The organism is Micromonospora sp. CB01531 (genome assembly GCF_001905095.1).
Classification (GTDB): Bacteria; Actinomycetota; Actinomycetes; order Mycobacteriales; family Micromonosporaceae; genus Micromonospora.
The window spans coordinates 1-25,197 of record NZ_LWLS01000134.1; the positions used below are offsets into that span (position 1 = coordinate 1).

The following is a 25,197-nucleotide window of genomic DNA, read 5'->3' on the forward strand; positions in this document are numbered from 1 at the left end:
TGTGCAACTCCCGACAAACGAACAGTCACACCAGTTTTGGTGGTTGGTTGTTTGACATGTCGATAGAGTTACGGCGGTCATGGCGGAGGGGAAACGCCCGGTAACATTCCGAACCCGGAAGCTAAGCCCTCCAGCGCCGATGGTACTGCACTCGGGAGGGTGTGGGAGAGTAGGACACCGCCGGACAAACTTCCAGTCAGGGTCACCCGGATTCCGGGTGACCCTGACTGCATTTCCGGCGCTGCTCGCCGTGCCACAGCTTCGGTGAATCCACGCGTACCAGCGGTCGGGTCTCGTACCGTCGGGACGGGACCGGAAACGGACCGCCGGACGCCGGCGAAGGGGCAGGAGTGGTCATGCGGATCGGAATCGTCGGCTCGGGCCACATCGGTGGCACCCTCACCCGTCGCCTGCGCGCACTGGGGCACGACGTGGTCGTGACCAACTCGCGCGGGCCGCAGAGCCTGACCGACCTGGCAACGGAGACCGGTGCCATGGCGGGCACGCTGGAGGAGGCCGTGCAGGGGGCGGACCTCGTCGTCATCGCCGTGCCGGTCAAAGTCGTGCCGGACCTGCCGGCGGAGCTCTTCGACGGCGGCCTGGTCGCCGACGCGAACAACTACTACCCCCAGCGGGACGGCGACATCGCGGAGCTGCTCGATCGGAGCCTCAGCTCCAGCCGCTGGACCGCCGAGCACCTCAAGGGCGCCCGGGTGGTGAAGGTCTTCAACAACATCCAGGCCGCGCACCTGATGGACAACGGCCGGCCGGCCGGCTCACCGGACCGGATCGGCCTGCCGGTGGCCGGGGACGACCCGGACGCCAAGCGGCTGGTCATGCAACTGGTGGACGAGATGGGCTTCGAACCGGTCGATGCCGGCTCGCTCGACGAGAGCTGGCGCCAGCAGCCCGGCTCCCCCGTCTACGGGACCGACCGCGACGCGGACGGCGTACGGCAGGGGTTGGCCGAGGCGCGGCCCTGACGCGTACTCAACAGAAATGCCCCGCCGGCGACCGAGCCGGCGGGGCATTCTCGTGCCTGACCTCGGCGGGCGTCAGTCGGCCGGCTTCGGGGCGCAGATGAAGCGCGGCTCGGGGTCGTAGCGCCAGCTGAACTTCTCCCGCTTGATGACCTTGCCGTCCTTCTTGATGACCCGGTACGCGTCCTGGGCGAAGCCCACGCTGCCCGCGGCGGCGATGCACTTGGGGCCGGGGTCCAGGTAGACCGTCTTCGGCTGGGTGATGTCGCGGCGGGGGCCGTACTCGGTGGTCACGCTGTCGTAGATCTTGGTGCTCCAGATCGACACGGTGATCGTGCTGGCGGCGTAGGACGTGTCGATGAGGACGCCGTACTGGGTGTTGTTGCGGAACTTGAAGTCCAGCTGCGGCCAGTAGATGGTCGACTCGATCACCGCCGGGTACCGGCTGAAGTAGAACGAGTGCGGCTTGTGCTCGACGTCCTCCAAGCCGGCGTAGTAGGTCGCGTTGAACAGCGTCGTGGTGAACTGCGATACGCCGCCGCCGACGCCCGGCACCAGCTTGCCGTTCACGATGGTCGGCGCGTCCTGGTAGCCCTGGTCGTAGCCGCGCTCGCCGGTGTGGCCGTTGAGCGAGAACGTCTCGCCCGGCTTCACGATCGTGCCGTCGACGTCCTTGGCCGCCTGGACGATGTTCTGGCTGCGCGGCGAGGAGAGGCCGCCGGGGAACCGCGTGGTGAAGGTGGAGACCCGTTCCTTGATGCCCAGCTCGGCGAGCTTCGCCTCGGTCAGCTCCGGCTCGGCGGGCTTCAGCTCGGCGGTCACCGTACGGCCGTCCGCCTTCGGTAGGACGGCGAGCAGCTCCCGGCCGAGCGTGGCCGAGTCGACCTGCTGCCCGGACCGGCCGGGGACCACCTTCGGCTTGCCGCCGCTGATGGTCAGGCCGGCGTCCTTCGGCTCGACCTCGATCTTCGCCAGCCGGTCGCCGAGGGCGGCACGCAGCCGCTTGACGTCCACCCGCGGGGTCAGCTTGCCCGCGTCGTCGGCCGAGAAGCGCAGGCCGCTGGCGATGGCGGCGGGCGGGATGGTGACCGAGCCCCGACTGGTGGTGAGCGTGACGGGGGCGGCCACCGCAGGCTTGGCCAGCTCGGCGACGAGCCGGTCGACCTCCTCGCGGGTGGTCGCCGGCCACTTCTCGACCAGCGGTACGGTCACCGGCTTGCCGGCGAGCCAGCCCGCCTTCACCACGTCGACCGCGCCGGCCGAATCCACCGTGAGCGCCGGCTTCGGGTAGACGGGCTTCGGGGTGGTGCCGGTGAAGATGATGGCCGGCATGGTCATCTCCCGGCCCTGGTCCCCCTTCGCCTTCTGCAGCGCGGCGTCCAGTCGGGCGGCGTCGACGGTGACCACCGGGTCGACCGCACGGGAGCCGACGAGGCGGCTCACCGGGTGCGCCTCCGCGGCGGTCGCCGCCGCCACGGTGGCGTCCACGTCGATCGCAAGCCCGACGTCGGCCGGCTTCACCTGGACGCTCTTCTCGCCGACCGTGACGGCGATCGGGGCGGTCAGTGCCGCCGACCGGCGGTCCAGCTCGGTCCGCAGCGCCCGAACCGCCTCGGCGCGGCTCCGGCCACCCAACTCGGCGCCGAGGACCGTGGTGCCCCGGGGCACGTCCCCGGCGTACGCGTAGGCGCCGAGACCGGTGCCGGCGGCGAGCACGGCCGCGACGATCCCGCCGGCCAGCAGCAGCCGTCCCCGGCGGGACCGCAGGCGGCCCCCGGGCGGCTCGGGTGTCGGCGCGACAGTGGGTTCCGACCCGTCATCCGGCCAGTTCACCGCGGTGACCCGCACGGTGGGCCGGTCGTCGGCGGGCGGCAGTTTTTCGCCGTACAGCGTCACAGGAACCTCGATCACGAAAACCACGTGGGGGCCGCTTCCCCCACCCGGAAGACACCTACGGTAACCAACGCCCGAGCCGGTCGGGGAGTCCGCCGTCGCGGGACGCGGGGGAAGCGTGTCGCGGTGGTCACGCCCACCCGGCGTGTCATGCCGGAGCGGGCCGTGGGACGGTGGGCGGGTGCGGACCGATGAGCAGGCGCTAGCGTACGGCGGCGGGTGGCTGGACCGGGCGGGGGCGCTGCGGGCCGACCCGGAGTGGATCGACGCGCGGCTGGCCGACCGGGAGAGCGTGCTGTTGCCGTTCTGGCGGGACCGCTGTCTGGTCTCGGCGGAACGGGCGCCGGTGCGGCGCGCCGCCGTCGACGCCGCAAGGCTGTGCGCCGCCGCCGACGAGACGGTCTTTCTCGGCCTGGACGCGGGGCGGGCGGTCTTCGCCGTGGACCTCTCCGGCCGGACCGAGCCGGAGGCGCTGGAGCTGGCCGGCGCGGCCGAGACGGTGGACGTACGGGCCCTCGTGGGCGCCCTGACGCCGGCCGAGGCGGCGGTGCAGGCGTACGCCAAGGGGCTGCTGCACTGGCACCGGGGCCAGCGGTACTGCGGGGGCTGCGGGGCGACGGCAGCGGCCCGGGACGGCGGGCACGTCCGCTCCTGCACCGGCCCCGACTGTGGTCGGCTGCTCTTTCCGCGGATCGAACCGGCAGTCATCGTCCTGGTGGAGGCGCCCGGCGACCCCGATCGGTGCCTGCTGGCCCGGCACCGCGGCGCGGCGGAGGACTCCTGGTCGACGCTGGCCGGCTTCGTGGAGATCGGCGAGAGCCTGGAGGACGCGGTCCGCCGGGAACTGGCCGAGGAAGCCGGGGTGAGCGTGGTCGACGTGGCGTACCAGGGGTCGCAGGCCTGGCCGTTCCCCGCGGGGCTGATGGTCGGGTTCCGGGCCACGGCAGCCTCGACCGACGTCCGGGTCGACGGCGAGGAGTTGGTGGCGGCCCGCTGGTTCAGCCGGGGGGAACTGCGGGCGCGAGTGGCGCAGGGGCGTCCGCTGGGCCGAATCGACTCAATCGATCACCATCTGTTGGAGTCCTGGCTGAACGGGCGGAGCTGACCGTGCGCCGGACGGTCCGTCGTCGCCCGCCGGACGGGTGATGGGCCCGTCATCCTCAGCGGTTTGCCAGCTGTCCGTTACCGAACTGTGACGAAGGCCAGTGGTCGTTACCGCAGGTGAAACCTCTCTGCCGTCGTGTCGTAATCGCGATGGTTTGCCCGCGGCCTATTGCGATCCGGATGTTAACCGCCGGTAACCACAGCCGATCTTGATACTGCCGCCCTGTTACCGATCAGTAGCTAGGTGCTTGTGAGCTCTGTCGCTTCGCGAGAGCATCCATCCGCGTAACCGCGCGGTCCGTCGGCACAACGGCACCCGCGAGCGCCCCACGCTTTTCCCTTGTCCCGAGTCGCGTCCCGCGATCGGTGACGTCATCCCCTTCGAGGAGGGCCCCGTGAAGGATTCGGAAGACCGCCAGTTGCGTGGCGGCACCCGCTGGCGTCGCTTCGCCGCGATGGCGGTCCCGGCCGCGGCCGTCGCCGGCGGCATCGTCTTCGGCATGGCCAACGGCGCCATCGCCGCCAACATCACCGTGTCCGGCACCGCGTTCAAGGTTGGCGCGACCCGGCTCGAGGGCGACGGCTTCAAGCAGTACGGCGGCGTCGTGTACGAGAAGGGCAACCCCGTGCCGCAGCCGGTCGCGATCTCCGAGATCGGCCACGCGGATCTGTACAACCTCTGCCAGTCGGTCAACGCGAGCGTGCCTGGTCTGCCCGTCGTGCTCCGGATCGAGGCCGGCGGTGGCAGGCAGCCCGCGACTGCGGACGGCATGCTGATCGCGATGGACTCGCTCGCGGGCGATGCCACGTTCACCAAGATCAAGATCGGTCAGGACGCCACCGACCTGAGCGCGGCCGCCCAGGCGGGTTCGTTCGGCCAGAGTTCGGAGCACGTGACCATCAACGGGCTGCAGCAGGTCGCCCGCTACACCACGGCCGGCACCTTCAAGCTCACGGGCCTGAAGCTGAAGGTGCACGCGTTCGGCGACGCCGCTGGCAAGGAGTGCTTCTCCTGATCGGACCGGGAGGTCCGCGGAGGGCGCCCTCCGCGGACCTCCCGTCGTGTTCGGCAATCCCCTCGTATCACCGGACCGTTCGTAGGAGGAGTACGTGACGACCGCGGACGCGCAGCACGCCCGACCCGGCGGGGTCACCCGGGCCTGGCGCAGCTTCCGGCGCTGGCGGCGGAGCCGGCCATTCTGGGGCGGGCTGTTCACCGTGCTCGCCGGAGCGGAGATCTTCGGCACCACCCAGGCGAACCTGGCCGGCCTCACGCTGAAGATGGGGCCCACCGGCTTCCTCGCCTGGCTGATCCCCACCATCCTGGTGGTCTGCGGTCTGCTCGTGTGGTTCACCCCGCAGCAGCGGATCTTCTACTCGGTCGTCGCGGCGGTGACGGCGGTCTACTCGCTGATCGGGGTCAATCTCGGCGGCTTCTTCATCGGCATGCTGCTCGGCATCTCGGGTGCCGCGCTCGGCTTCGCCTGGATGCCCGGCCGCCCGGCGGCCGGCACCGAGCAGCCCGGACCGGCCGTCGACGACGAGCCGCAGGACGCCGACGACGTCGAGGACGAGCGGGCCCTCCTTGACGAGCTGCTGCCCCGGCAGCGGGAGGAGGAGACCACCGGGCCGCTCACCGACACGCTTCCGCAGCCGTACAACCCGCTGCGCGAGTCGATCACGGCCGAGCCGGAGGCCGGGGCGGGCGCGGACAGCACCCGGATGCCGCCGGTGGCCGACCCGGCGGCGCCGCCGCCCGGCTCCGGCCACCGCGACCCGAAGCTGTACGGAATCCTGCTGGTGCTCGCCACCGTCTCCACGGTGGGGCTGCTCGCGCTCCGCGGCGAGCAGCCGGCGGTGGCCGCGCCGGCCGCCTGCTCGCCGGCGCCGAGCCCGACGGCCTCCGCGTCCGCCTCGGCCAGCCCGAGTCCCCTGGCGGCGAAGAAGAAGTCGGACAGCAACCTGCTGACCAACATCATCGACGGCATCACCGGCCTCTTCACCGGCGGGGACCCCGGTGACGTCGGCACGGAACCCCCGCCCGCGCCGCGGCCGGCCAGCACGGCGGCCGCCGCCGCGGAGCCGCTGCCGACCGAGACCACGACCGGCCCCACCCCCACCGAGAGCACCACCAGCGCGGCGCCGACGCCGAGCAGCAGCCCCTCGGCCAAGCCCGGCGCGCCCACCAAGCCGGACGCCGATCCGTGTGCCAGCCCGGCACCGACCAAGCCGAAGCCGGTCGAGACCGGCACGCCGCTGCCCCGAATCGCCGCCGAACCGGGCCAGCCCCGCGTCGCCGCCAAACCGTCCAAGCTCACCGGCTCCAAGGTGACCATGACCGGGCTGCGCTTCGAGGGGATCGTCGACCTGCCCACCCATGACGGCACGCTCAAGGCGCTGAAGTTCACCATGGACAAGGGCGTGACGGACGACTTCGTCCTCCAAGCCGACGGGCCGTCCGGCAAGACGTTGCGGTACGTCACCGACCGGCTGACCGTGGAGGGTGACGTCGCCTTCTACGCCACCCGGTTCTCCGGGCGGCTCCTCGGCATCCGGATCACCCTCGCCCCGGACCTGCCGCTCCCGGACGGCCTCCCGATCACCTCGCCGGTGCCGATCACCTTCACCGACCCGGTGATCGACCTGGCGTTCGTGGACAGCAACGTGCTCACCGCCAAGCCGACCCTCAAGCTCGACGTGGCCTGAGCCCGACGAGTAAGGCGAAGCGGCCGGGCGCCGGAGGAACCCTCCGACGCCCGGCCGTCGGTCCGCTCAGAGCCGGGCCAGCGCCCGGCGCAGCGGGTCGAGCCCCAGCGCGCCCAGGTCGAGCGCCTGCCGGTGGAACTCCTTGAGATCGAAGTCGGCGCCCTTGCGGGCCTTCGCCTCCTCCCGGGCCTGGAGCCAGATCCGCTCGCCCACCTTGTACGAGGGGGCCTGCCCCGGCCAGCCCAGGTAGCGGTTGAGCTCGAAGCGCAGGTTTTCGTCCGGCACCCGGCAGTGCGCCCGCATGAACTCCCAGCCCAGCTCCGGGGTCCAGCGCTCGCCCGGGTGGAAGCCGAACGGGTTGTCCCGCGGGATCTCCAGTTCCAGGTGCATGCCGATGTCGACGATCACCCGGGCCGCGCGGAACGCCTGCCCGTCGAGCATGCCGAGCTTGTCGCCTGGATCCTCCAGGTAGCCCAGCTCGTCCATCAGCCGCTCCGAGTAGAGCGCCCAGCCCTCACCGTGCCCGGAGACCCAGCAGAGCAGCCGCTGCCAGCGGTTGAGCAGGTCGGCGCGGACGGCGGTCTGGGCGACCTGCAGGTGATGGCCCGGCACGCCCTCGTGGTAGACCGTGGTCACCTCCCGCCAGGTGGAGAAGTCGGTGATGCCCTGCGGCACCGCCCACCACATCCGGCCCGGCCGGGAGAAGTCCTCGCTCGGGCCGGTGTAGTAGATGGCGCCGTCGCTGGTCGGGGCCAGGCAGCACTCGATCCGGCGGACCTGCTCGGGGATGTCGAAATGGGTGCCGTGCAGCTCGCTGATCGCCTTGTCGGCGAGCGCCTGCATCCAGTCCCGGAAGGCCTCCTTGCCCTTGATGGTCCGCGCCGGGTCCGAGTCCAGCGCCCGCACCGCGTCGTCGATGGTCGCCCCCGGACCGACGATCCGGGCGGCCACCGCCCGCATCTCGGACTCCAGGCGGGCCAGCTCCGCGAAGCCCCAGGCGTACGTCTCGTCGAGGTCGACCTTGGCACCGAGGAAGTACTGCGAGGCCAGCTCGTACCGTTCCCGCCCGGCGGCCTGCTTCTGTCGGCCCTGCGGGGCCAGCTCGGTCCGGAGGAACTGCCCGAACTCGGCGGTGGCGGCGGTCGCCGCGGCGGCACCCTTGCGCAGCTCGGCGCCGAGCGTGCCGTCGGCCCCGAGCCGCTCGGCCAGGCCGTGGAAGAAGTTGTCGCCGTTCGGGTCGGTCCACACGTCGCACTGCTTGGCGACCTCGACCAGCTGCACCTGCGAGCTGACGTGGCCAGCGGCGGCCGCCTCGCGCAGCGTGCGCTTGTAACCCTCCAGCGCGCCGGCGAAGCGGTTGAGCCGGGCAGCGATGTTGGCCTTGGCGTCGTCGCCCTCGGTCGGCATGAGATCGAAGACCATGCGGATCTCGTGCAGCCCGCTGGCGATCACGTTGATCTCGCTGCTGCTCTCGCCCGCCTCGTAGCGGGCGAGTTCCAGCCCGAGCCGCTCCTGCATGGCCTCCTTGGCGGTCCGCTCGGCCTCCGAGTCCGGCTCGGTCACGTCGAGATCTGCCAGGGTGCGCCGGACCAGGTCGGCGCGGGCCCCGTACCCCTCCGGGGTGAGGTCGTCGAGCTGGTCGTCGTAGCCGGCGATGCCGACGTAGGTGGCGCCGGTCGGGGTCAGCGGGGCCCAGTCGGCCACGTACCGGTTGGCGAGGTCATCGATTCGTCCCACGCTGCGACCCTACGTGACGGTGGCACCCGGTTGTCGACGGTGTTTGCCGTGTTCACGATGGTTCGGCGGGGCGGTTGCCGGAGGGTTGCCGTGACGGTCGACACGGGGTCCGATTTTCGCGGGACTTCGTCGTACCCCTCCGGCAGAGTGTCAGGGGTGACAGCGCATTTGACTCCTGACCGAGCGGCACTCCGTAGCTGGCTGCCCGGTTTCCTCGCGCTCGGCGTGATCTGGGGTTCCAGCTTCCTCTTCATCAAGGTGGGGGTGAGCGAGCTGCACCCGCTGCACCTCACCCTCTACCGGGTCGCGACCGGCGCGGCAACCCTGCTGGTCGTGCTGGCCGTGCTGCGCGACCGGCTGCCCCGGGAACCCCGGGTCTGGGCGCATCTGTTCGTGGTCGCCGCCTTCGGCGTCGCCCTGCCGTTCACCCTGTTCGGCTTCGGCGAGCAGCGGGTGGAGTCGATGCTCGCCGGCATCTGGAACGCCACCACGCCGCTGATCGTGCTGCCGCTGGCGGTGCTGGTGTTCCGTACCGAGCGGCTGACCGTGCGGCGGGCCGTCGGGCTGGGGCTGGGCTTCGCCGGCGTGCTGGTGGTGCTCGGCGTCTGGGAGGGCGTGGGCGGGTCGCACTTCACCGGCCAGCTCATGTGCCTCGGGGCGGCGGCCTGCTACGGCGTGGCCATCCCGTACCAGAAGAAGTTCATCGCGGGGAGCGCGTACTCCGGTCTGTCGCTGTCGGCGGCGCAGCTGCTGGTCGCGACGGCGCAGCTCGCGGTGGTCGCGCCCCTGGTGGCCGGGGCGCCGCCGGTGCCGACCGGCCTGTCCGCCCGGGTGGTCGCCAGCGTGCTGGCGCTCGGCGCGCTCGGCACCGGGCTGGCCTTCGTGATCAACCTGCGCAACATCCGGCTCGCCGGGGCGAGCACCGCGTCCACCGTTACGTACCTGATCCCGGTCTTCGCGGTGCTGGTCGGCGCGCTGGTGCTCGGCGAGCGGATGAACTGGCACCAGCCGGTGGGTGCGCTGGTCGTGCTGCTCGGCGTGGCGGTCGCGCAGGGGATGCTGGGCCGACCCCGGTCGCGCTCGCTGGTCGGCGCCGCGGCCGCGCCGGCCGCCGAGGCCGCCGTCCGCCGCTGAGCCGGCGCCCGGGGCCGCCGCTGAGCCGCCCCGGGCACCGGCAGATCGGCGAGGTGGTGGTGTGGGCACCGAGGATGCCGCTCGGTCGCCGATGCGGGTGGCGTCCGGATGCGGGGATGCGTCAGCGGCGGGTATGGGCCCACTTGACCAGGCGGTCCGCCTTCCAGGTGTTGACCACCCGCTTCGGCGGGACGCCGCAGAGGGCCGCGCGCTCGCAGCCGAACCGCTGCCAGTCGAGCTGGCCGGGCGCATGCGCGTCGGTGTTGACGGCGAACCAGCAGCCGGCCTCCAGGGCGCGGCGGATCAGCCGCTTGGGCGGGTCCTGCCGCTCCGGCCGGGAGTTGATCTCGACGGCGACGCCGTGCTCCGCGCAGGCCGCGAAGACGGCGTCCGCGTCGAAGTCGCTCTCCTTGCGGGTACGCGCCCGGTGCCCCCGGTCGCCCGGCCCGGTCACCCCGGCCGGCCGGGACGACACCATCCGTCCGGTGCAGTGACCGAGGATGTCCAGGTGCGGGTTGGCGACCGCGGTGAGCATCCGTCGGGTCATCTTCGCCCGGTCGTCGTTGAGGCCGCTGTGCACCGAGCCGACCACCACGTCGAGGCGGGCCAGCAGCTCCTCGTCCTGGTCCAGCGACCCGTCCGCGAGGATGTCCACCTCGATGCCGGTGAGGATGCGGAAGCCCTTCGGCAGCGCCTCGTTCACCGCGGCCACGTGGTCGAGCTGCCGGCGCAGCCGCTCGGCGGTGAGTCCCCGGGCCACCGTCAGCCGGGGCGAGTGGTCGGTCAGCACCAGATATTCGTGCCCCAGCTCGACCGCCGCCAGGGCCATCTCCTCGATCGGTGAACCGCCGTCGGACCAGTCGGAGTGGGTGTGGCAGTCGCCGCGCAGCGCGTCCCGTAGCGCGGCGGCGGCCGCGTCCAGGTCGGTCCCCTCGGTGGCGACCAGCCGCCGCAGGTAGACCGGTTCCTCGCCGGCCAGCGACTCGACCACGCAGCGGGCGGTGACGTCGCCGACCCCGCTCAGCTCGGTGAGCCTGCCGCTGCGCGCGCGTTCGGCCACCTCCCCGGTGGGCAGGGCGCCGAGCGCCTTGGCCGCCGACCGGAACGCCCGGACCCGGTAGGTGGCCTCGTTCGCCTTCTCCAGCAGGAACGCGATCCGGCGCAGGTCGGCGATGGGATCCCGGGCAGTCATGCCCTGCAACCTACGCGCCCGCGCTGCCGGTCGCCGGGTGTGTCGCGGAGTGTCGGGAGTGGACGCCGGTCACCCGGCACCGCCGGTCGTGGTGGGCGCCTTCGGGCAGCCGTGCTCGCGCTGCCAGGCGACCACCTCGGCGGCCGGCCCGCGGTTGCCCCCCTTCCGCCACGAGTTCAGGTACGGGGCCGGCCAGATCACGCCCCGCCGGATCCACCAGTCGTCATGGCCCTGGCACTTCGGCGAGAGGCCGAAGTGCAGGTGGCACACGTTGTTGGCGTTGCCGGTGCGCCCGACCTTGCCGAGGGCCTGGCCGGCGCGGACGCGTACGCCCGGGTCGACGCCGCCGGCGATGGCGCTCAGGTGTGAGCCGTAGTAGCGGACGCCGTCGTCGCCGAGCAGCGCGACCGAGAGGCCGCCGTTGTACGGCCCGCGCGGGCCCCGCTTGTCGAACCGGTCCACCCGGCTCACCTCGAGGATCACGCCGTCGGTGACCGCGACGACCGGCTCGCCGCAGTCGGCGAAGATGTCCGTGCCCGGGTACGCCGAGTGGGTCGGGTGGTACGCGACGTTGTCCGTGCGAACCGGGAAGACGTGCCGCGGGTCGGAGCGGGTCGGCGTGGCCGACGGGGCGGCCGGCGTGGGAGTGGTCAACTCGGCGGTGGTCGGTGCCGGGGACGGCTGCGTCGGGGCGGTGGCGCCCGGGCTCGGCGACCAGTGGCCGACGGCCGGCGTGGGGCGGTCGGCGGGACCGCACCCGGCGACCAGGGCCGGTACGAGCAGCAGCAGGATCGGGTACGTCGACCCCGGCCGGCGTCCGATCGATCGCGAGCGCATCCGGCCATCCTGACAGAGCACTACGGTAGGAACGAACGGCGAGACCCGGTGCGCGTCCGTGCGGGGGCGAGCGGAGTCGCGCCGCCGCATCTCGTTAGGTCTACGGACCGTGAAGGGAGCAGAGGCGATGAACGGGTGGCCCGCCGTATCCGGTCAGCCCGGTCCGGGCCTGGTCCATCCGCCGGCGCGTACCCCGTCGGGGCTCTTTCCCGCCGGGGCGCCGATGCGGCCCACCTGGCGCGAGTCGTACCCGATCACCGGCGGCGGCGTCTCGGCCGGCGCGGTGACCGCCTTCGCCTGGCTGCTCCTGTTCGGCCTGCTCGGCCACGACGTGCCCAGCTACGCGTGGTGGACGCTGGTCGCCGGCGGGCTGGCCTGGCTGGCCGCCGCCGTGCTGGTCCGCTACGGCGACCGCGGGGTGGCGGTCGGGGTGGCGATCGTCACGGCGGGCGGGTGGAGCATCGCGGCGGCCGTCGTCGCGATCCGCTGGGCGCAGAGCGGGGATTGGCCGCTCTGGTGACCAGCGGTGAACGGTTCGCTGCGCAGCGAAGACCGGCTTGACGTACGCGTGGTGACGGTCCACCCTCGCGGTATGGCCTGGACCACCCCGCCGCGGCTCGACCCCGAGCGGAGCCGCCGTCGCATGCAACTCCTCGCCGAGTTGGCCGGTGCCCGCACGGCACGTCAGCGCGAGCGGCCGCAGCGGGTTCGCACCGAGCACCTGCGTCAGCTCATCGCCACCCGCCGGCGCATCGCCGGCTGACCGACTTTCTCCAGGAACGGCCGGCCCTTCGGGGCGTTGACCGGTCGCCTGCCGACCCGACCGGTTAACGTGCACGCGTGACGAGTCGGCGTGCTGCCGAGGCCAATTTGGGGGGACCGTGTCGTACTTCGCTGCTGCCGTGGCACGAGTCGACGGCGGATGGACCGCCGACGAGGTGAACCTGCGGGGTGTCACCGACATCGACGACGTCGCCGAGCGGCTGCGCGACGTCGAGCCGGACGCCGACCTGTCGCTGCTCTTCGTCGAGGCCGACGACACCTACCTGGTCATCCTGCGCCTCGACGAGGGTGAGGACCTGCGTGTGTTCGGCTCCGACGCGGCGTATGCGGACGAGTCCCGGCTCGGTGCCCTGCTGGTCGGCGACCTAAAGACCTCGGTCACCGGCCTAGAGGACACTGAGGAACCGCGGGCGGCCACCGGCGGAGACGACGAGAACGAGCAGCCGGCGGTGGACCCGGAGGCGGACCCGGTGGGCGACGCGGATCTCCTGGCCGACCTGGGCATTTCGGCGCAGAAGTTGCTCTCGCTCTGCGCCCACGAGGGGATGATGCCGGCCGACGTCACCGCCGAGATCTGCCAGGTGCTGGGCTGCGCGGACGAGGTCGAGGAGCTGCGTGAGGTCTGAGCCGCCCGAGCCGGTGGTGCCCGGTGCCGCGGAGCCGGCCGACGCCACCGACCCGGCGCTGGAGACCGTACGCCCCGGGCAGCCGACCCCCGGCCGGCTGGGCCGGGTCGGCCCGGGCGCGGACGAGGGGCTGGCCGATCCCGGCGGCCGGGGCCGCCGGCAGCGGCACGAGTTGTGGATGCGTCGGGCGCTGGAGGTCGCCGTGACCGGCCCCGACAGCGGCCCGGCGGGGGGCGCCGACGCCGTGGTCGAGGACGTCCCGGTCGGTGCGGTCGTCTACGGCCCGGACGGCGCCGAACTGGCCGTCGGGCGTAACGAGCGGGAGCTGACCGGGGATCCGACCGCGCACGCCGAGGTGCTGGCGCTGCGGCGGGCCGCCGAGCGGCTGGGTCGCTGGCGGCTGGAGGACTGCACTCTGGTGGTGACGCTGGAGCCGTGCACGATGTGCGCGGGGGCGATCTCGCTGGCCCGGATCTCGACGGTGGTCTTCGGCGCCTGGGAGCCGAAGACGGGGGCGGTCGGCTCGCTCTGGGACGTGCTGCGCGACCGCCGGCTCACCCACCGCCCCGAGGTGTACGGCGGGGTGCTCGAGGCGGAGAGCGCCGCGCTGCTGCGCGCCTTCTTCCGCTGACCGCCCCGCGCTGTCCCCTGCCCTGCGCTGTCCCCGTGCCCCCGGCGTCAGGCGGGCACCGGGGCCGGACGGACGAGGGTCGCGGCGATCGTCCGCGCGGTCTCGGTCCACGCGGTGGGGCGCATGGTCGCCGGGTCGAGCCGGACGATGGCGCGGGTGCCCTCGGCGTACAGGGTGTGGCCGTCGACCGAGCGGAACTGGAAGGCGTACCGCGCGCTGGTGGTGCCGAAGTGTTCGAGCCAGAAATGCACCGCCACCGGCCCGGTCCCGCTGATCGGGGCCCGGTAGGTGATGGTGAACTCGCGTACCGCGTGGAACACGTCGGGGGAGCTGTGCCGCCCGCCCTGGAAGGACACGCCGCGCTCGGACCAGTACGGGGTGAGGGCGCGTTCCAGCAGCACCGCGTACCGGGCGTTGTGCAGGATGCCGAGGGCGTCGAGGTCGTCGAAGTGGACCGGGACGTGCTCGACGTGGCCGTACGGCGCGGCGGTCGGGTCGCTCATCAGGGGCCTTCCGGTAGCAGGGTGGGTTCGGGGCATAGGGCCCGCAGTCGGGCCAGCAGTCCCTGGCGGGCGTGCCGGTAGGCGGGGTCCGGGTCCAGCAGCCGGGACCGCATCACGGCGCTGACGCCGAGCGCGTCGATCTCGTAGGCCAGCTGCGGGACGTCGACGTCGGCGGGCAGCTCGCCGAGGTCGACCGCCTCCTGGACGAGGCGTTCGAGGAAGGCGGTCCAGCGGCGGAACGCCTCGGCGATCCGGTCCCGCACCGGGCCGGGGCGGGCGTTGTACTCGAACTCGGTGGTGGCGAAGAAGCAACCGCCGGGGAGCACCCGGGCGGCGTAGAAGTCGATCCGGGCGTCGTGCAGCGCCCAGATCCGGCGGACGCCCGAGGGGGCACGCAGGGCCGGGGCGATGATCCGTTCCTGCCACTGCACCACCGCCCGGTCGACGGTGGCGAGCTGGAGGGACTCCTTGGAGCGCCAGTGCGCGAACAGGCCGGACTTGCTCACCCCGAGCGTGTCGGCGAGCTGGCCGAGGGAGAGGCCGTCGAGGCCGGCCTCGGTGGCCAGGGACACGGCGGCGTCCAGCACGGCGGTGCGGGTGCGGTCGCCGCGGGCGACCCGGCCGTCGGAGGTCATGTGGGCAGCGTACCGAAAAAAGCACGACCGGTCGTATTTATTTTTGTGACCTGGAACGCCGCCGCCCCGCCCCCGAGTCGGCGGGCGGGGCGGCGCAGGATTCCGGACCGTCAGGCGATGGCGGTGTCGAGGGCGATCTCGACCATCTGGCTGAAGGTCTGCTCGCGCTCGGCGGAGGTGGTCTTCTCGCCGGTCTTGATGTGGTCGCTGACGGTGAGGATGGTCAGCGCGCGTGCCTTGAACCGGGCCGCGATCGTGTAGAGCGCCGCGGACTCCATCTCCACCGCCAGCACGCCGTAGTCGGCCAGCGCGTCGTAGAGGTCCGGGCGGTCGGTGTAGAAGGCGTCCGCCGCCAGGATCGGGCCCACGTGCATGGTGACCCCGCGCCGCTCGGCCACCTCGACCGAGGTACGCAGCAGCCCGAAGTCGGCGACCGGGGCGTAGTCGATCAGCCCGTCGAAGCGCATCCGATTCATGTTCGAGTCGGTGGACGAGCCGATGGCGGCGACCACGTCGCGCAGCTGAAGGTCCTCGCGGAGGGCACCGCAGGAGCCGACCCGGATCAGCGTCTTCACGCCGTACTCGTTGATCAGTTCATGGGCGTAGATGGAGGCCGAGGGCATGCCCATGCCGGAGCCCTGGACGGAGACCTCGACGCCGTTCCAGCGGCCGGTGAAGCCCAGCATGCCGCGGACCGTCGTGTAGCAGCGGGCCTCCTCGAGGTAGGTCTCCGCGATCCACTTGGCCCGCAGCGGGTCGCCCGGCATCAGGACCCGCTCGGCGATCTCTCCCGGCTCAGCGCCGATGTGCGTACTCATGGCAAAGATCCTGCCAGGCCGGGCCCGGGGATACCGGTTCGGCGTCCGGACCGGCGGTCCTGTACCCTACTCGGCGGTGGCGTGTCCGAGTGGCCTAAGGAGCACGCCTCGAAAGCGTGTGAGGGTTTACGCCCTCCGCGGGTTCAAATCCCGCCGCCACCGCCAACGGAAACGCCCGGCGGTCCTCTTGGACCAGCCGGGCGTTTTCGCTTTCTTCGACCGGGTACGGCGGGCCGGCCCCGGGGAGGGCCGGCCCGCCGCGCCTCACGCCGCCGGCAGGCTCGCGTCCCGGTGGGTGAGCTGGTACGTCGCGTCGACCGCGTCCGTCTCCAGGATCACCGTCACCGCGCCGGCCGGGAGCGAGCAGGAGATCGTCCGCTCCACGGCGTAGCCGGTCGGCCCGCAGTAGCGGACACCGGACTCGGAGAAGACGGACATCCGGGCATCACCGGTGCCGGTAAGCCGCTTCCAGGTGATCGACTCCTTGGCGGCGCGCTGGTCCGCCGGGATCGTGAAGCAGACTCCGTAACGGTCCGCGCCCGTGGTCACCGTGGCCCCCGTCGCGTCCGCCGGCAGCACCGGGCAGGCCGGCGGGCCGTCGGTCCGGGCGAAGGCCAGCGAGTACGCCCCGGCGGGCGCCCCGTCGCGGGAGTTGAGCACCGCGAAGTACGGTGCCTGGCCGGTCAGCTCGCAGGCGTACTGCCGTAGCGAGTACCAGTCGCACGGGGTGGTGCCGGTCGAGTCGACGACGGTGATGTCCGGAGCGGCGGCACCGGTGGCGTCGCCGGGCAGCAGCTCCACGACCCGGGACCCGGCCGGGCTGGAGAGCTGGAGGCAGTCGAACTGACCGGCGGCGGTGAACTCGCCCCGGACCGGTGCGTCCTGCCAGCCGGTGTCGGACACCGGCCGGCAGTCCGACGGAGTCCAGGGCAGCAGGGCCAGCGCGTACCGGACGTTGTCGTCGATCACCGAATCCGGGGCCGCCCCGCTGAGCACCAGCGTGTACCTACCGGCCGCCGGGACCTGGCACCAGATGTCTGTGCAGACCTTGTGACCGGTGGCGTCGTAGACGGACGCCCACTGGCGGTAGTTGTCGGCACCGACAGCCTTCACCCGGTAGGTGCCGGCGGCCGGCAGGTCGAGGACCCGGCAGCGGACGGTGCCGAGCGTCGGCGCGGCGTTGTACGCGCCGGGCGTGACCGTCGGGCAGCCGGTCGGGTCGGTCAGCGACCGCACCTGCATCCGGTACGTCAGGTCGGTGCTGTCCGCGTCCCAGTTGGCCAGGTACGAGATCACCCGGTAGGTGCCGTCGGCCGGCAGGGCGCACCCGTCGTCCTCCGACCACTCGGTGCAGAGGACCGTCCCCTGCTCGTCGACCAGCCATGAGTAGGCATCGTTGTAGCGGTCCGGGGCCCGGTACACCACGATCCGGTCGCCGGGCCGGCCCTGGAACGGCTGGCAGTTGGTCTGCACGGCCGAGGTCTGGTGCACCACCAGGGTCGGCTGGTCCCACCCGGTGCTCGTGGCCGCGGCGCAGCCGGCGGTGCGGTCGAGCGCTGCCACCGCCACCTGGTAGGTCACCGGCTCCCAGAACGAGTTCTGCGCCAGGAGGGTGTAGGAGCCCGCCGTCGGGAGGGCGCAGGAGCGCCACGACTCGTACTCCGTGCAGACCTGCCGGCCGTCGGCGTCGTACACCCGCCAGTCGAGGTGCTGGTTCGCGAACTGGTTGAAGCGGACCACGACCGGTCCGGCCACCGCGCTGGTCAGGGCCTGGCAGGACACCCCCTGGTAGGACGGCACGCTTCCGCTGCCCACGGCCGCGCCGGGGTCGCCGAAGGACGCCAGCGGCAGGGCCGGGCATCCCGTCGCGTGCGAGAGACGCGGCAGCTTGAGGATGTACGTGGACTCGTTGCCGTAGGTCTCCTCGAGGAAGAGCCGGTACGGCCCGGGCTCGCTGAGCGTGCACTCGGTGGTGTAGCGCACCGGGCACCCCATCGGCTGGTACCGCCCGTCCAGGATCTGGCCCTGCACGTCACCGGCGCCGCCTGGGTCGGCCAGGTGCAGCACCGTGCCGGTGGGCTGGTTGAACTTGTAGCAGCGGGCGGCCAGGCCGGCCGGCAGCGTGCCGCTGCGCCCGGCCGAGGCGAAGGAGAAGAAGTTCTCCGGCAGGTTGTCGCACTCCGACGGGGTACGCATGGACTCGGCGGAGAGCGTGTAGGCACCCTCCCCGGTGCCGTAGTAGAGCGACACGGCCACCGTGTAGGTGCCCGCGGCGCCGAGGGCGCATTCGTTCAGATAGAACGAGAGGAAGCAGACGAAGTCGCCGTTCTGGTCGGTGACCCGCGCGCTGACACCCTCGCCCGAGACGCTCTTGAGCCGGGCGTACAGGGTGTCCTGGGCGACGGTCGAGGTGACCGTCCAGCGGTTCTCCTGCTCGCCCTTGATCGACGTGCAGCGCTGGACCTTGCCGAAGTCGAGCTTGCCGCCGCAGCCGGCGGAGCCGGTGCTCCCCGACCCGTTGTCGATCTTCGAGGGCTTGGTGCTGCCCTCGGTGGTGGACGCCTTCGCCGGAGCGGCCGGCGCCGTGGACGTGGGCGTGGGCTTGGATGTCACGCTCGTGCCGGGCGTCGCCGCGGCCGTGGGCGCCGTCGACGGGTCGGCGGCCGCTTCCGCCGGGGCCGTACTCGTGGTGGGTGTCGCCGACGGCGACGGTGCCGCAGCCGCGGCGGACGGTCCGATCAGGACGCTCGCCAGGGCGGTGCTCACAGCGGCGGTCATCGCCAGCCGCGACAGGCCCTTCCTCCGATAACCGGGCAGGGTTGCTCGCATGATCAACTCCCCGTGAAATGCCGCGCGACCTGCGCGGGCGAGGAGATAATTCCATGATGGTCGATCAACTTCAACCGACTTGTCGGCCGTCCGTCTCAGCCGGTCAGCAGGGGCCGTAGCCCTCGTCGAAGAGGCGGCGGGCCCAGTCCGCGTACCCGGCGACGATCTTTCGGACGGCGGTCCGATCGTGGAGGAAGAGATACGCCCGGTCGCCGTCGCGGGCGAGCAGCCCGTCGAACCGGTGCGTCCCCTGTGGAGCGGTGAGGTCGACCGCCGACGGGTAGTGGTCGCGCACCTCGCTGACCGGCGTGCCGGCGGTGATGCCCTCGGGCGTGCCCATCGGGTCGTCGAGCCAGAGCAGCACCAGGCGGTCGTCGACGAAGATCGGGCTGACCGACTCGTGCCCGGCCAGCGTCGGCCCGCACGCTTCCACGTCGGTACGCAGCACCCCGCGCCGGGTCAGTTCCTGCTCGGTGACGCCGAACTCCGCGTTGTGCAGCCCGTCGAGCCCGACCACCTCGGCGGCCCCGACGGGGCGGGCGGGCACCTCCAGCCCCTGTGGACGGACGCCGCTGCCGGCGATCGAGGCGGCCGCCATCAACGCGGCGATGAATCCGAACTGTCGCAGTCTCATGCACTCCCCCAGTCCCCAACGGGACCGGGGCGCGGAGGTTGCTGGTGCTGCTCGGATTGCCGCAGTTCCCACTCCTCGGCCAGGTCGTCCCAGTAGTCGGCGGACAGGCCGCGCCGGCCGTGCGCCAGCCAGCCGGCCGTGTCGCGCTCCAGGTGCAGGCCCAGCTCGGCGAACGGGTCGATCCAGGGCCCCGGCTCGGCACCCAGCCGGGCGAGCGCCGCGTTGATCGGCCACTCCGTCCGGGCCCCGTCGAGGGTGCCGTCGAAGCGCGGGCCCCAACTGACTGCGCCGCCCAGCCAGACCACCGCCGACTGGTGACCCAGGCCGCCGGCGAACTCCGCCTCCAGGTACGCCACCGGCCCCCGCCGCGACCACCCCGCCAGCATCTCGGACACGAGCGGCGAGAGGACGAGCTGGAACGGCTGCGCCGCCGACGGCTCGTCGGTGCAGAAGTCGGGCAGCTCGCCGGTCAGCTCCGTCACGAGCTGCGGGGTGACCGGCAGCAGCGCGAAGTCCTGGCGGAGCGCGGCGAGGACCGCGTGATCCAGGTCGGCGGTCTGCTCGCGGAGCAGCTCGACATCGGCGACGACCGCGCTGAGCTGGTAACTCATCCGATCCTCTCGGCGTCCACAGGCTGTGGATGGAACATGTGTACGACGGGCGGTCAGTTTGCCGCGGGCGGCTGGGCGTCGGTCATCGGGAAGGCCATCATCGTGGCGCCCACCCGGACCGTACCGGGGGCGTGCGGAGGTCGGGCTGCGTCGTGCAGTTCGCTCATGATCGCGTGCAGCCGGCGCCGGGCCGCCTCCCACTCCTCGGGGGCGACCCAGAGTTCGGCGTCGATGGTCACGCCGGCCGCGTCCGGGGCCCGGTGTGCCACCCGGTCCAGCAGGTTGCGAGCCAGCGACTCGGCGAGCAGCGCCTGCCCCTCCCGCTGATCGGTGAGCCACGGGCCGCGTACCGCGCGGTAGCGGCGCTCCCGGCCGCCGCGCCGGCTGCGGACGTCGGCCAGTTCCACCAGGCCGGCGGCCTCCAGCCGACGCAGGTGCTGGCTGGCCAGGGCGTGCGAGATGGCCAGTTCCCGGGCGAGCGCCGCGGCGGAGAGCGGTGCGCTCCACATCAGCGACAGCATCCGCAGTCGTACCGGGTGGGCCAGCGCGCGCAGGCGCGGATCGGTGCTGCTCACGGCCGCCATTGAACCGCATCAGGTGCCGCGCCGACCCCCAAGCATTGACTTGGGGGTGGTGGGCGGCCAGGATCGAGCTGCCCGGGGGAGGTGCCATGAGTGAGCGTCAGCGAGCGAATCGGCGGTGCGGTGCGGTGGTGTCGCAGGCCGGTGCCGAGCGCCGCGAGGTGGTGGCATGAGCTGGGGTACGGCAAGGGTGCTGCGCAACCGTCCGGCCGGCCTGTATCTGGGTGCCGTGCTGGTCTCCGGGTTCGGCACGGCGGCGATGCTGCTGGTGGCCGCGATCTGGGTGAAGGACCTGACCGGATCGAGCAGCCTGGCCGGCCTGGTCACCCTCGGCCTCTGGGGGCCCACCCTGGTCGGCCCGCTGATCGGCGTGCTGGTCGACCGGTTCCGTCGCCGGCCCCTGCTGATCGCCCTGCACGTCGCGATGGCGGCGCTGCTGTCGGTGCTGCTGCTGGTGGACTCCGCCGCCCGGGTCTGGCTGATCTTCGTGGTGATGCTCGCGTACGGGGTCAGCTTCGTGCTGATCGACTCGGCCGAGGCGGCGCTGGTGCCCGCGGTGGTCCCCGGCGAACTGCTGGGTGACTTCAACGGGCTGCGGATGACCGTCAACGAGGGGATGAAGCTGCTCGCTCCGCTGATCGGCGCGGCTCTGTTCGCCACGTACGGCGGGCACCCGGTGGTGCTGCTCGACGTGGCCACCTTCGCCCTCGCCGCGCTCGCGCTCACCCTGATCCGGGTACGCGAGGCGCCGCCGCCCCCGCCCGAGCGCTGGGGCCGGCAGCTCGCCGACGGGCTGGGGCACCTGCGCCGGCGCGCCCCACTGCGGCACCTCGTCGCCTGCGCCGGCGCGACCATGCTGCTGATGGGTATCAACGGCACCGTCGCGTACGCCGTGGTGGACGACGGCCTGCACCGACCGCCGGAGTTCAACGGCGTGCTCGCCATGGTGCAGGGCGTGGGGTCGCTGGTCGGCGGGCTGGCCGCCGGGGCGCTGCTACGCCGCCTCGGTGACCGGCGGCTGACCGCGGTGGCGGTCGCGGTGTTCGCCGCCGGCCTGGCGCTGCGCGCCGTACCCGCCCTCGCCCCGGTGGCCGCCGGCACCCTGGCCGTCGGGGTCGGGGTGCCGCTGGTGCTGATCACCGTCTGGACCGCCGTGCAGCGGGAGACCCCGGGCGCGCTGGTCGGCCGGGTCGCCGCCACGGTTAACACGCTCACCTTCGGCCCGGGCACGGTGGCCGTGCTGGCCGCCGCCGGCCTGCTGGTGCTGGTCGATCACCGGGTGATCCTGCTGGTGGCGGCGGCCGCCGCGGTGCTGGTCGCCGGCTGGGCGCTGCGCGGCGGCCGTCCGGCGGCCCCGGCACCCGGCCCGCCGACCTGCGCCCCGGCCGCCGCCGTGGCCGAGCGGACTGCGCTGCCTTCCTCCCTCGGCGAAACCGCCCACTAGGCTCGTGCCCGAATCGTCGGCACGAAAGCGCCGATCCTTGTCACAGGGGCGGGAGGACGGGTGCGCGTCAAAGTGATCGCACGCCTGATGGTCGCGGCGCTGGGTGCCGCTTTCGGCGTGGTGGCGCCGATGGGTTCCGGTGCGGCGTACGCCGATGGCGCGGTCAGGCTTGGCATCGACACGTACGCGGAGATGGTGGTCGACTCGGCGCACGGTCGGCTGTTCTTCAGCCAGGGGCGGGAGCGCTCGGGTGTGCGGTTGACGGACCTGTCCGGTGGCTCGCAGCGGACGATCCCGAACCTGCCGGGCGCCAGCGGCATGGCGCTGAGCCCGGACGGCTCGACGCTCTATGTGGCCCTCGCCGACGCGGGCGCGGTCGCCGCGATCGACACCATCACGTTGACCGAGACGCGTCGCTACAGCACCGGTGCGAGCACCTGTCCCACCTGGTTGGCGCCAGCCGGCGGGAAGATCTACGTCGGCTATGGATGCCAGGTCGGGAAGGGCAAGCTGGGGTCGATCGACGTACGCGGGGTGACGCCGATCGTCACCTTGGACCTGCCCCTCAACGGCCAGTACTACTACCCGCCGCTGCTCCGGAGCACCCCGGCCAACCCGAGTCTGCTGCTGCTGGTGAACAAGTCCCGCGTCTCGTTCCCCATCTCGGGCGAGCCGAGTCTGTACGACGTCTCGTCCGGAACGCCGTCGCATGTCGCGTCCCTGGCCGGGGAGACCTGCACCGGCCTGCACGACGCCGCGCTGACGGCCGACAAGGTGATCCTCGGCTGTTCCTACCTGTGGGACCCACAGTCGAACTCCCGCCTGGTGGCGACCGAGCACGTGGCGTTCTCCACGGCGGACCTGTCGCCCGCGGGCGCGTACCCGTCCGGGACCTGGCCGACGGCCGTGGCGGCGTCTCCGAACGGTGCCTTCGTCGTCCTCGGCGCCAGCGAGAGTGATTCGATCCACGTCAAGCGAGCGGACGGGACCGCAGTCCGCCGGTACGACCTCCCTTCGGGCGACCACCTCGAGGTGCGGGGCCTCGCCGTCAGCGCCGACAACCGCACGCTCTACGCGGTCACCACCGATCAGGACCGGAAGAACCCGGCCCTGCGGGTGCTGACCGGCTTCGGCACCACCGGATCCTCGCTCCTGCTGTCCGCGCCGACGACGAGCACCCGCACCGCGCCACTTACCGTCCGCGGGAAGTTGGCGTTCGCCGGTGCGAACGTATCGACGCCGTGGACACTGCGGGTCGTGAAGCAGGACCTCGCCGGCGGTCACCCGCTGCCGGACGTCACCACTGCCGCGGACGGCTCGTTCTCCTTCTCCGACACGCCGCTGGTCGGCGCGGCCAACACCTACACGGTGACCTTCCCTGGCGACGCCACGCGCCCGGGGGCGACCCAGTCGGTCACCGTGCAGGTCTCGCGTGCCGCCACTGCGTTGAGCGTCACGGCGAAGGCGACGACCGGCCGCAGCGCGGCGGTGACCGCCCAGCTCGGCACCACCCACACCAACCGGACGGTCTGCCTGTACGCCCAGCCCTACGGGTCCACTCGCAGGACGATCACCTGCGGCGCGGTGGATTCGAACGGCAAGCTGACGGCCACGTATCCGACGTACCAGCGGGTCACGTTCAGCGCGAGCTTCGCCGGGGACCACCGGTACGCGCCCGCCGAGGCGTCGGTACGCACGTATGGGTTCCTCTGGAAGCCCGGGGTGTTCCGAGGCTACTGACGGCGGTCAGGTGGGGAAGTCGTCCGGGGCGTCCCGGGCGTCCCTGCTCGAGACGACGGAGGGCCGGTCCCGTGGGGCCGGCCCTGTCGTTTTTCCTGCTCAAGAGAGCGGAGGATACGAGATTCGAACTCGTGAGGGTGTGAACCCAACACGCTTTCCAAGCGTGCGCCCTAGGCCTCTAGGCGAATCCTCCGCGAGCCAGGATACAGGTCTCCGCCGGGCGGGCCACCCCACCACCCCCTGAAGATCGACCCGGAGTCGGGTACGCTTGGTGGTACCTCCCGTGCGGCGGTACCTCGTGAACCTCCCCAGGGCCGGAAGGCAGCAAGGATAAGCGGGCTCTGCCGGGTGCACGGGAGGCCTTTCTGTCTCCGGGTGCCGGTAACGTCCCTGCGGGTCAGGTCACGGGGTGGTGGTTGGTCACCCGCGCCCGACCGGCGCAGAATGGCTCGGTCGAGAGGAGGCGGGACGGGTGGCATTGGCCCTTTACCGCAAATACCGGCCCCGTACGTTCGCCGAGGTCATCGGCCAGGAGCACGTCACCGAGCCGCTGTCGCAGGCGCTGCGCAGCGGGCGGCTGAACCACGCGTACCTCTTCTCCGGCCCCCGGGGCTGCGGCAAGACCTCCAGCGCCCGGATCCTGGCCCGTTCGCTCAACTGTGAGCAGGGCCCCACGCCCGAGCCCTGCGGCCAGTGTGAGTCCTGTCGCTCGTTGGCCACCGACGGCGCCGGCTCGATCGACGTCATCGAGATCGACGCGGCCAGCCACGGTGGCGTCGACGACGCCCGCGAGCTGCGCGAGAAGGCGTTCTTCGCTCCGGCTCGCAGCCGCTTCAAGATCTATGTCATCGACGAGGCGCACATGGTCTCGTCGGCGGGCTTCAACGCCCTGCTCAAGCTGGTCGAGGAGCCCCCGGAGTACGTCAAGTTCATCTTCGCCACGACCGAGCCGGAGAAGGTCCTCGGCACCATCAAGTCGCGGACCCACCACTACCCGTTCCGGCTGATGCCGCCGAAGGTGCTGCGGCCCTATCTGGAGCAGCTCTGCGAGGCCGAAGGGGTGAAGGTCGAGCCGGCGGTCTTCCCGCTGGTGGTACGCGCCGGTGGCGGCAGCGCCCGGGACAGCCTCTCCGTGCTCGACCAGCTCATCGCGGGCGCCGGCCCGGAGGGGGTCAGCTACGCCCGGGCGGCCGCGCTGCTCGGCGTTACCGACTCCGCGTTGATCGACGAGATGTGCGACGCGCTCGCCGCCGGCGACGGCGCCGCCGCGTACGCCACCGTCGACCGGGTCGCGGAGGCCGGCCACGACCCGCGCCGGTTCGCCTCGGACCTGCTGGAACGGCTGCGCGACCTGATCGTCATGCAGCAGGTGCCGGACGCCGCCGCCAAGGGCCTGATCGACGGCCCCTCGGATCAGATCGAGCGGATGGCCGCCCAGGCCCAGCGGCTCGGCCCGGCGACCCTGTCCCGGTGCGCCGACATCGTGCACAACGGCCTGGTCGAGATGCGCGGCACCACCGCGCCCCGGCTGGTGCTGGAGCTGATCTGTGCCCGGATGCTGCTGCCCGGCGTGGACGACTCCACCGGTGGCCTGCTCCAGCGCCTGGAACGGATGGAGCGCCGGCTCACCCTGGGTGGCGCCGAGCTGCCGCCGGCCGCCGCCGGCCCCGCGCCGGTCGCCCCCGCCCCCGAGGTACGCCCCGAGCCTCCCGCCCCTGCCGCGGCCGCCGCCGCGCCCGACCCGGAGGCCGCCGGCCCGCCGGCGGCTGCCGGCGCCCC

General features: G+C 72.5%; 23 protein-coding genes, 2 tRNA genes, 1 rRNA gene and 1 other RNA gene. 15 read left to right on the plus strand and 12 right to left on the minus strand.

Annotated features, from left to right (window positions below; translation table 11 throughout):
• The first annotated feature begins 69 nt into the window (after positions 1-69).
• Both rrf and A6A27_RS39670 read left to right on the plus strand, forming a co-directional pair.
• Positions 70-186, plus strand: a 5S ribosomal RNA gene (gene rrf, locus A6A27_RS39665).
• A 170-nt stretch (positions 187-356) separates the two neighbouring features.
• Complete coding sequence (locus A6A27_RS39670) at positions 357-983, plus strand: NADPH-dependent F420 reductase (protein ID WP_073839801.1); 627 nt, start codon at positions 357-359, stop codon at positions 981-983.
• 72 nt (positions 984-1,055) lie between these two features.
• On the opposite strand, the gene A6A27_RS39675 is transcribed toward A6A27_RS39670, so the two are convergent.
• A complete protein-coding gene (locus A6A27_RS39675) occupies positions 1,056-2,876 on the minus strand; it encodes a VanW family protein (protein ID WP_073839802.1) in 1,821 nt (606 codons plus the stop codon).
• Between the two features lie 178 nt (positions 2,877-3,054).
• Here A6A27_RS39675 and nudC point away from each other — a divergent pair, with 178 nt between their 5' ends.
• The 3 genes from nudC (at position 3,055) to A6A27_RS43980 (ending at position 6,683) form a co-directional block, all read left to right on the plus strand.
• Positions 3,055-3,978: an NAD(+) diphosphatase gene (gene nudC, locus A6A27_RS39680; protein ID WP_073839803.1), complete on the plus strand. Its 924-nt coding sequence runs from the start codon at positions 3,055-3,057 to the stop codon at positions 3,976-3,978.
• A gap of 454 nt (positions 3,979-4,432) precedes the next feature.
• Positions 4,433-4,993: a DUF6230 family protein gene (locus A6A27_RS39685; RefSeq protein ID WP_198940655.1), complete on the plus strand. Its 561-nt coding sequence runs from the start codon at positions 4,433-4,435 to the stop codon at positions 4,991-4,993.
• A gap of 94 nt (positions 4,994-5,087) precedes the next feature.
• Complete coding sequence (locus tag A6A27_RS43980) at positions 5,088-6,683, plus strand: DUF6114 domain-containing protein (protein ID WP_073839805.1); 1,596 nt, start codon at positions 5,088-5,090, stop codon at positions 6,681-6,683.
• Positions 6,684-6,749: 66 nt separating this feature from the next.
• On the opposite strand, the gene A6A27_RS39695 is transcribed toward A6A27_RS43980, so the two are convergent.
• Positions 6,750-8,420: a DUF885 domain-containing protein gene (locus tag A6A27_RS39695; RefSeq protein WP_073839806.1), complete on the minus strand. Its 1,671-nt coding sequence runs from the start codon at positions 8,418-8,420 to the stop codon at positions 6,750-6,752.
• Between the two features lie 156 nt (positions 8,421-8,576).
• Here A6A27_RS39695 and A6A27_RS39700 point away from each other — a divergent pair, with 156 nt between their 5' ends.
• Complete coding sequence (locus A6A27_RS39700; protein ID WP_241825688.1) at positions 8,577-9,554, plus strand: DMT family transporter; 978 nt, start codon at positions 8,577-8,579, stop codon at positions 9,552-9,554.
• A 121-nt stretch (positions 9,555-9,675) separates the two neighbouring features.
• On the opposite strand, the gene A6A27_RS39705 is transcribed toward A6A27_RS39700, so the two are convergent.
• On the minus strand, positions 9,676-10,746 hold the full coding sequence (locus A6A27_RS39705; RefSeq protein ID WP_073839807.1) for a PHP domain-containing protein: 1,071 nt from the start codon (positions 10,744-10,746) through the stop codon (positions 9,676-9,678).
• Positions 10,747-10,815: 69 nt separating this feature from the next.
• Positions 10,816-11,673: a M23 family metallopeptidase gene (locus tag A6A27_RS39710; protein ID WP_443190039.1), complete on the minus strand. Its 858-nt coding sequence runs from the start codon at positions 11,671-11,673 to the stop codon at positions 10,816-10,818.
• 133 nt (positions 11,674-11,806) lie between these two features.
• On the opposite strand from A6A27_RS39710, the gene A6A27_RS39715 reads away from it, so the two are divergent.
• From A6A27_RS39715 to A6A27_RS39725, 4 genes are all read left to right on the plus strand, one after another.
• Entirely contained in the window at positions 11,807-12,103 is a 297-nt protein-coding gene (locus tag A6A27_RS39715; RefSeq protein WP_073839822.1) for a hypothetical protein, read from the plus strand.
• Between the two features lie 72 nt (positions 12,104-12,175).
• Positions 12,176-12,346, plus strand: coding sequence for a hypothetical protein (locus A6A27_RS45455; RefSeq protein ID WP_198940654.1), 171 nt, complete (start codon positions 12,176-12,178; stop codon positions 12,344-12,346).
• Between the two features lie 118 nt (positions 12,347-12,464).
• Positions 12,465-12,992, plus strand: coding sequence for a tRNA adenosine deaminase-associated protein (locus A6A27_RS39720; RefSeq protein WP_073839809.1), 528 nt, complete (start codon positions 12,465-12,467; stop codon positions 12,990-12,992).
• A gap of 178 nt (positions 12,993-13,170) precedes the next feature.
• On the plus strand, positions 13,171-13,623 hold the full coding sequence (locus A6A27_RS39725) for a deaminase (RefSeq protein WP_198940656.1): 453 nt from the start codon (positions 13,171-13,173) through the stop codon (positions 13,621-13,623).
• 47 nt (positions 13,624-13,670) lie between these two features.
• On the opposite strand, the gene A6A27_RS39730 is transcribed toward A6A27_RS39725, so the two are convergent.
• The 3 genes from A6A27_RS39730 to deoD form a co-directional block, all read right to left on the minus strand.
• A complete protein-coding gene (locus tag A6A27_RS39730; RefSeq protein WP_073839811.1) occupies positions 13,671-14,126 on the minus strand; it encodes an acyl-CoA thioesterase in 456 nt (151 codons plus the stop codon).
• Positions 14,126-14,761, minus strand: coding sequence for a TetR/AcrR family transcriptional regulator (locus A6A27_RS39735; protein WP_073839812.1), 636 nt, complete (start codon positions 14,759-14,761; stop codon positions 14,126-14,128). Before A6A27_RS39735 ends, A6A27_RS39730 begins: the two co-directional genes overlap by 1 nt.
• A gap of 110 nt (positions 14,762-14,871) precedes the next feature.
• On the minus strand, positions 14,872-15,579 hold the full coding sequence (deoD, locus tag A6A27_RS39740) for a purine-nucleoside phosphorylase (protein WP_073839813.1): 708 nt from the start codon (positions 15,577-15,579) through the stop codon (positions 14,872-14,874).
• Positions 15,580-15,654: 75 nt separating this feature from the next.
• Between deoD and A6A27_RS39745 the strand changes: the two genes are divergently transcribed.
• Positions 15,655-15,744, plus strand: a tRNA-Ser gene (locus tag A6A27_RS39745).
• Between the two features lie 99 nt (positions 15,745-15,843).
• Here A6A27_RS39745 and A6A27_RS44700 read toward each other — a convergent pair.
• The 4 genes from A6A27_RS44700 to A6A27_RS39770 form a co-directional block, all read right to left on the minus strand.
• Positions 15,844-18,408, minus strand: coding sequence for a hypothetical protein (locus A6A27_RS44700; RefSeq protein ID WP_158074143.1), 2,565 nt, complete (start codon positions 18,406-18,408; stop codon positions 15,844-15,846).
• A 103-nt stretch (positions 18,409-18,511) separates the two neighbouring features.
• Positions 18,512-19,006 (minus strand): hypothetical protein, encoded by a 495-nt coding sequence (locus A6A27_RS39760; RefSeq protein WP_443190040.1) that lies wholly within the window; start codon positions 19,004-19,006, stop codon positions 18,512-18,514.
• Between the two features lie 32 nt (positions 19,007-19,038).
• Positions 19,039-19,653, minus strand: a complete 615-nt coding sequence (locus A6A27_RS39765) for a hypothetical protein (protein ID WP_073839817.1) — start codon at positions 19,651-19,653, stop codon at positions 19,039-19,041.
• Positions 19,654-19,706: 53 nt separating this feature from the next.
• Positions 19,707-20,228: a winged helix-turn-helix domain-containing protein gene (locus A6A27_RS39770; protein ID WP_241825689.1), complete on the minus strand. Its 522-nt coding sequence runs from the start codon at positions 20,226-20,228 to the stop codon at positions 19,707-19,709.
• Between the two features lie 175 nt (positions 20,229-20,403).
• Here A6A27_RS39770 and A6A27_RS39775 point away from each other — a divergent pair, with 175 nt between their 5' ends.
• A complete protein-coding gene (locus A6A27_RS39775; protein WP_083673235.1) occupies positions 20,404-21,678 on the plus strand; it encodes an MFS transporter in 1,275 nt (424 codons plus the stop codon).
• Between the two features lie 60 nt (positions 21,679-21,738).
• Positions 21,739-23,418 (plus strand): YncE family protein, encoded by a 1,680-nt coding sequence (locus A6A27_RS39780; protein ID WP_073839820.1) that lies wholly within the window; start codon positions 21,739-21,741, stop codon positions 23,416-23,418.
• A gap of 108 nt (positions 23,419-23,526) precedes the next feature.
• Here the strand turns inward: A6A27_RS39780 and A6A27_RS39785 are convergent.
• Positions 23,527-23,611: transfer RNA gene (locus tag A6A27_RS39785), tRNA-Ser, on the minus strand.
• Positions 23,612-23,693: 82 nt separating this feature from the next.
• Between A6A27_RS39785 and ffs the strand changes: the two genes are divergently transcribed.
• Both ffs and A6A27_RS39795 read left to right on the plus strand, forming a co-directional pair.
• Positions 23,694-23,783: signal recognition particle sRNA small type (ffs, locus tag A6A27_RS39790), an RNA gene on the plus strand.
• A gap of 107 nt (positions 23,784-23,890) precedes the next feature.
• The coding region (locus tag A6A27_RS39795) for a DNA polymerase III subunit gamma and tau (RefSeq protein ID WP_143194426.1) at positions 23,891-25,197 on the plus strand (1,307 nt) is incomplete at its 3' end.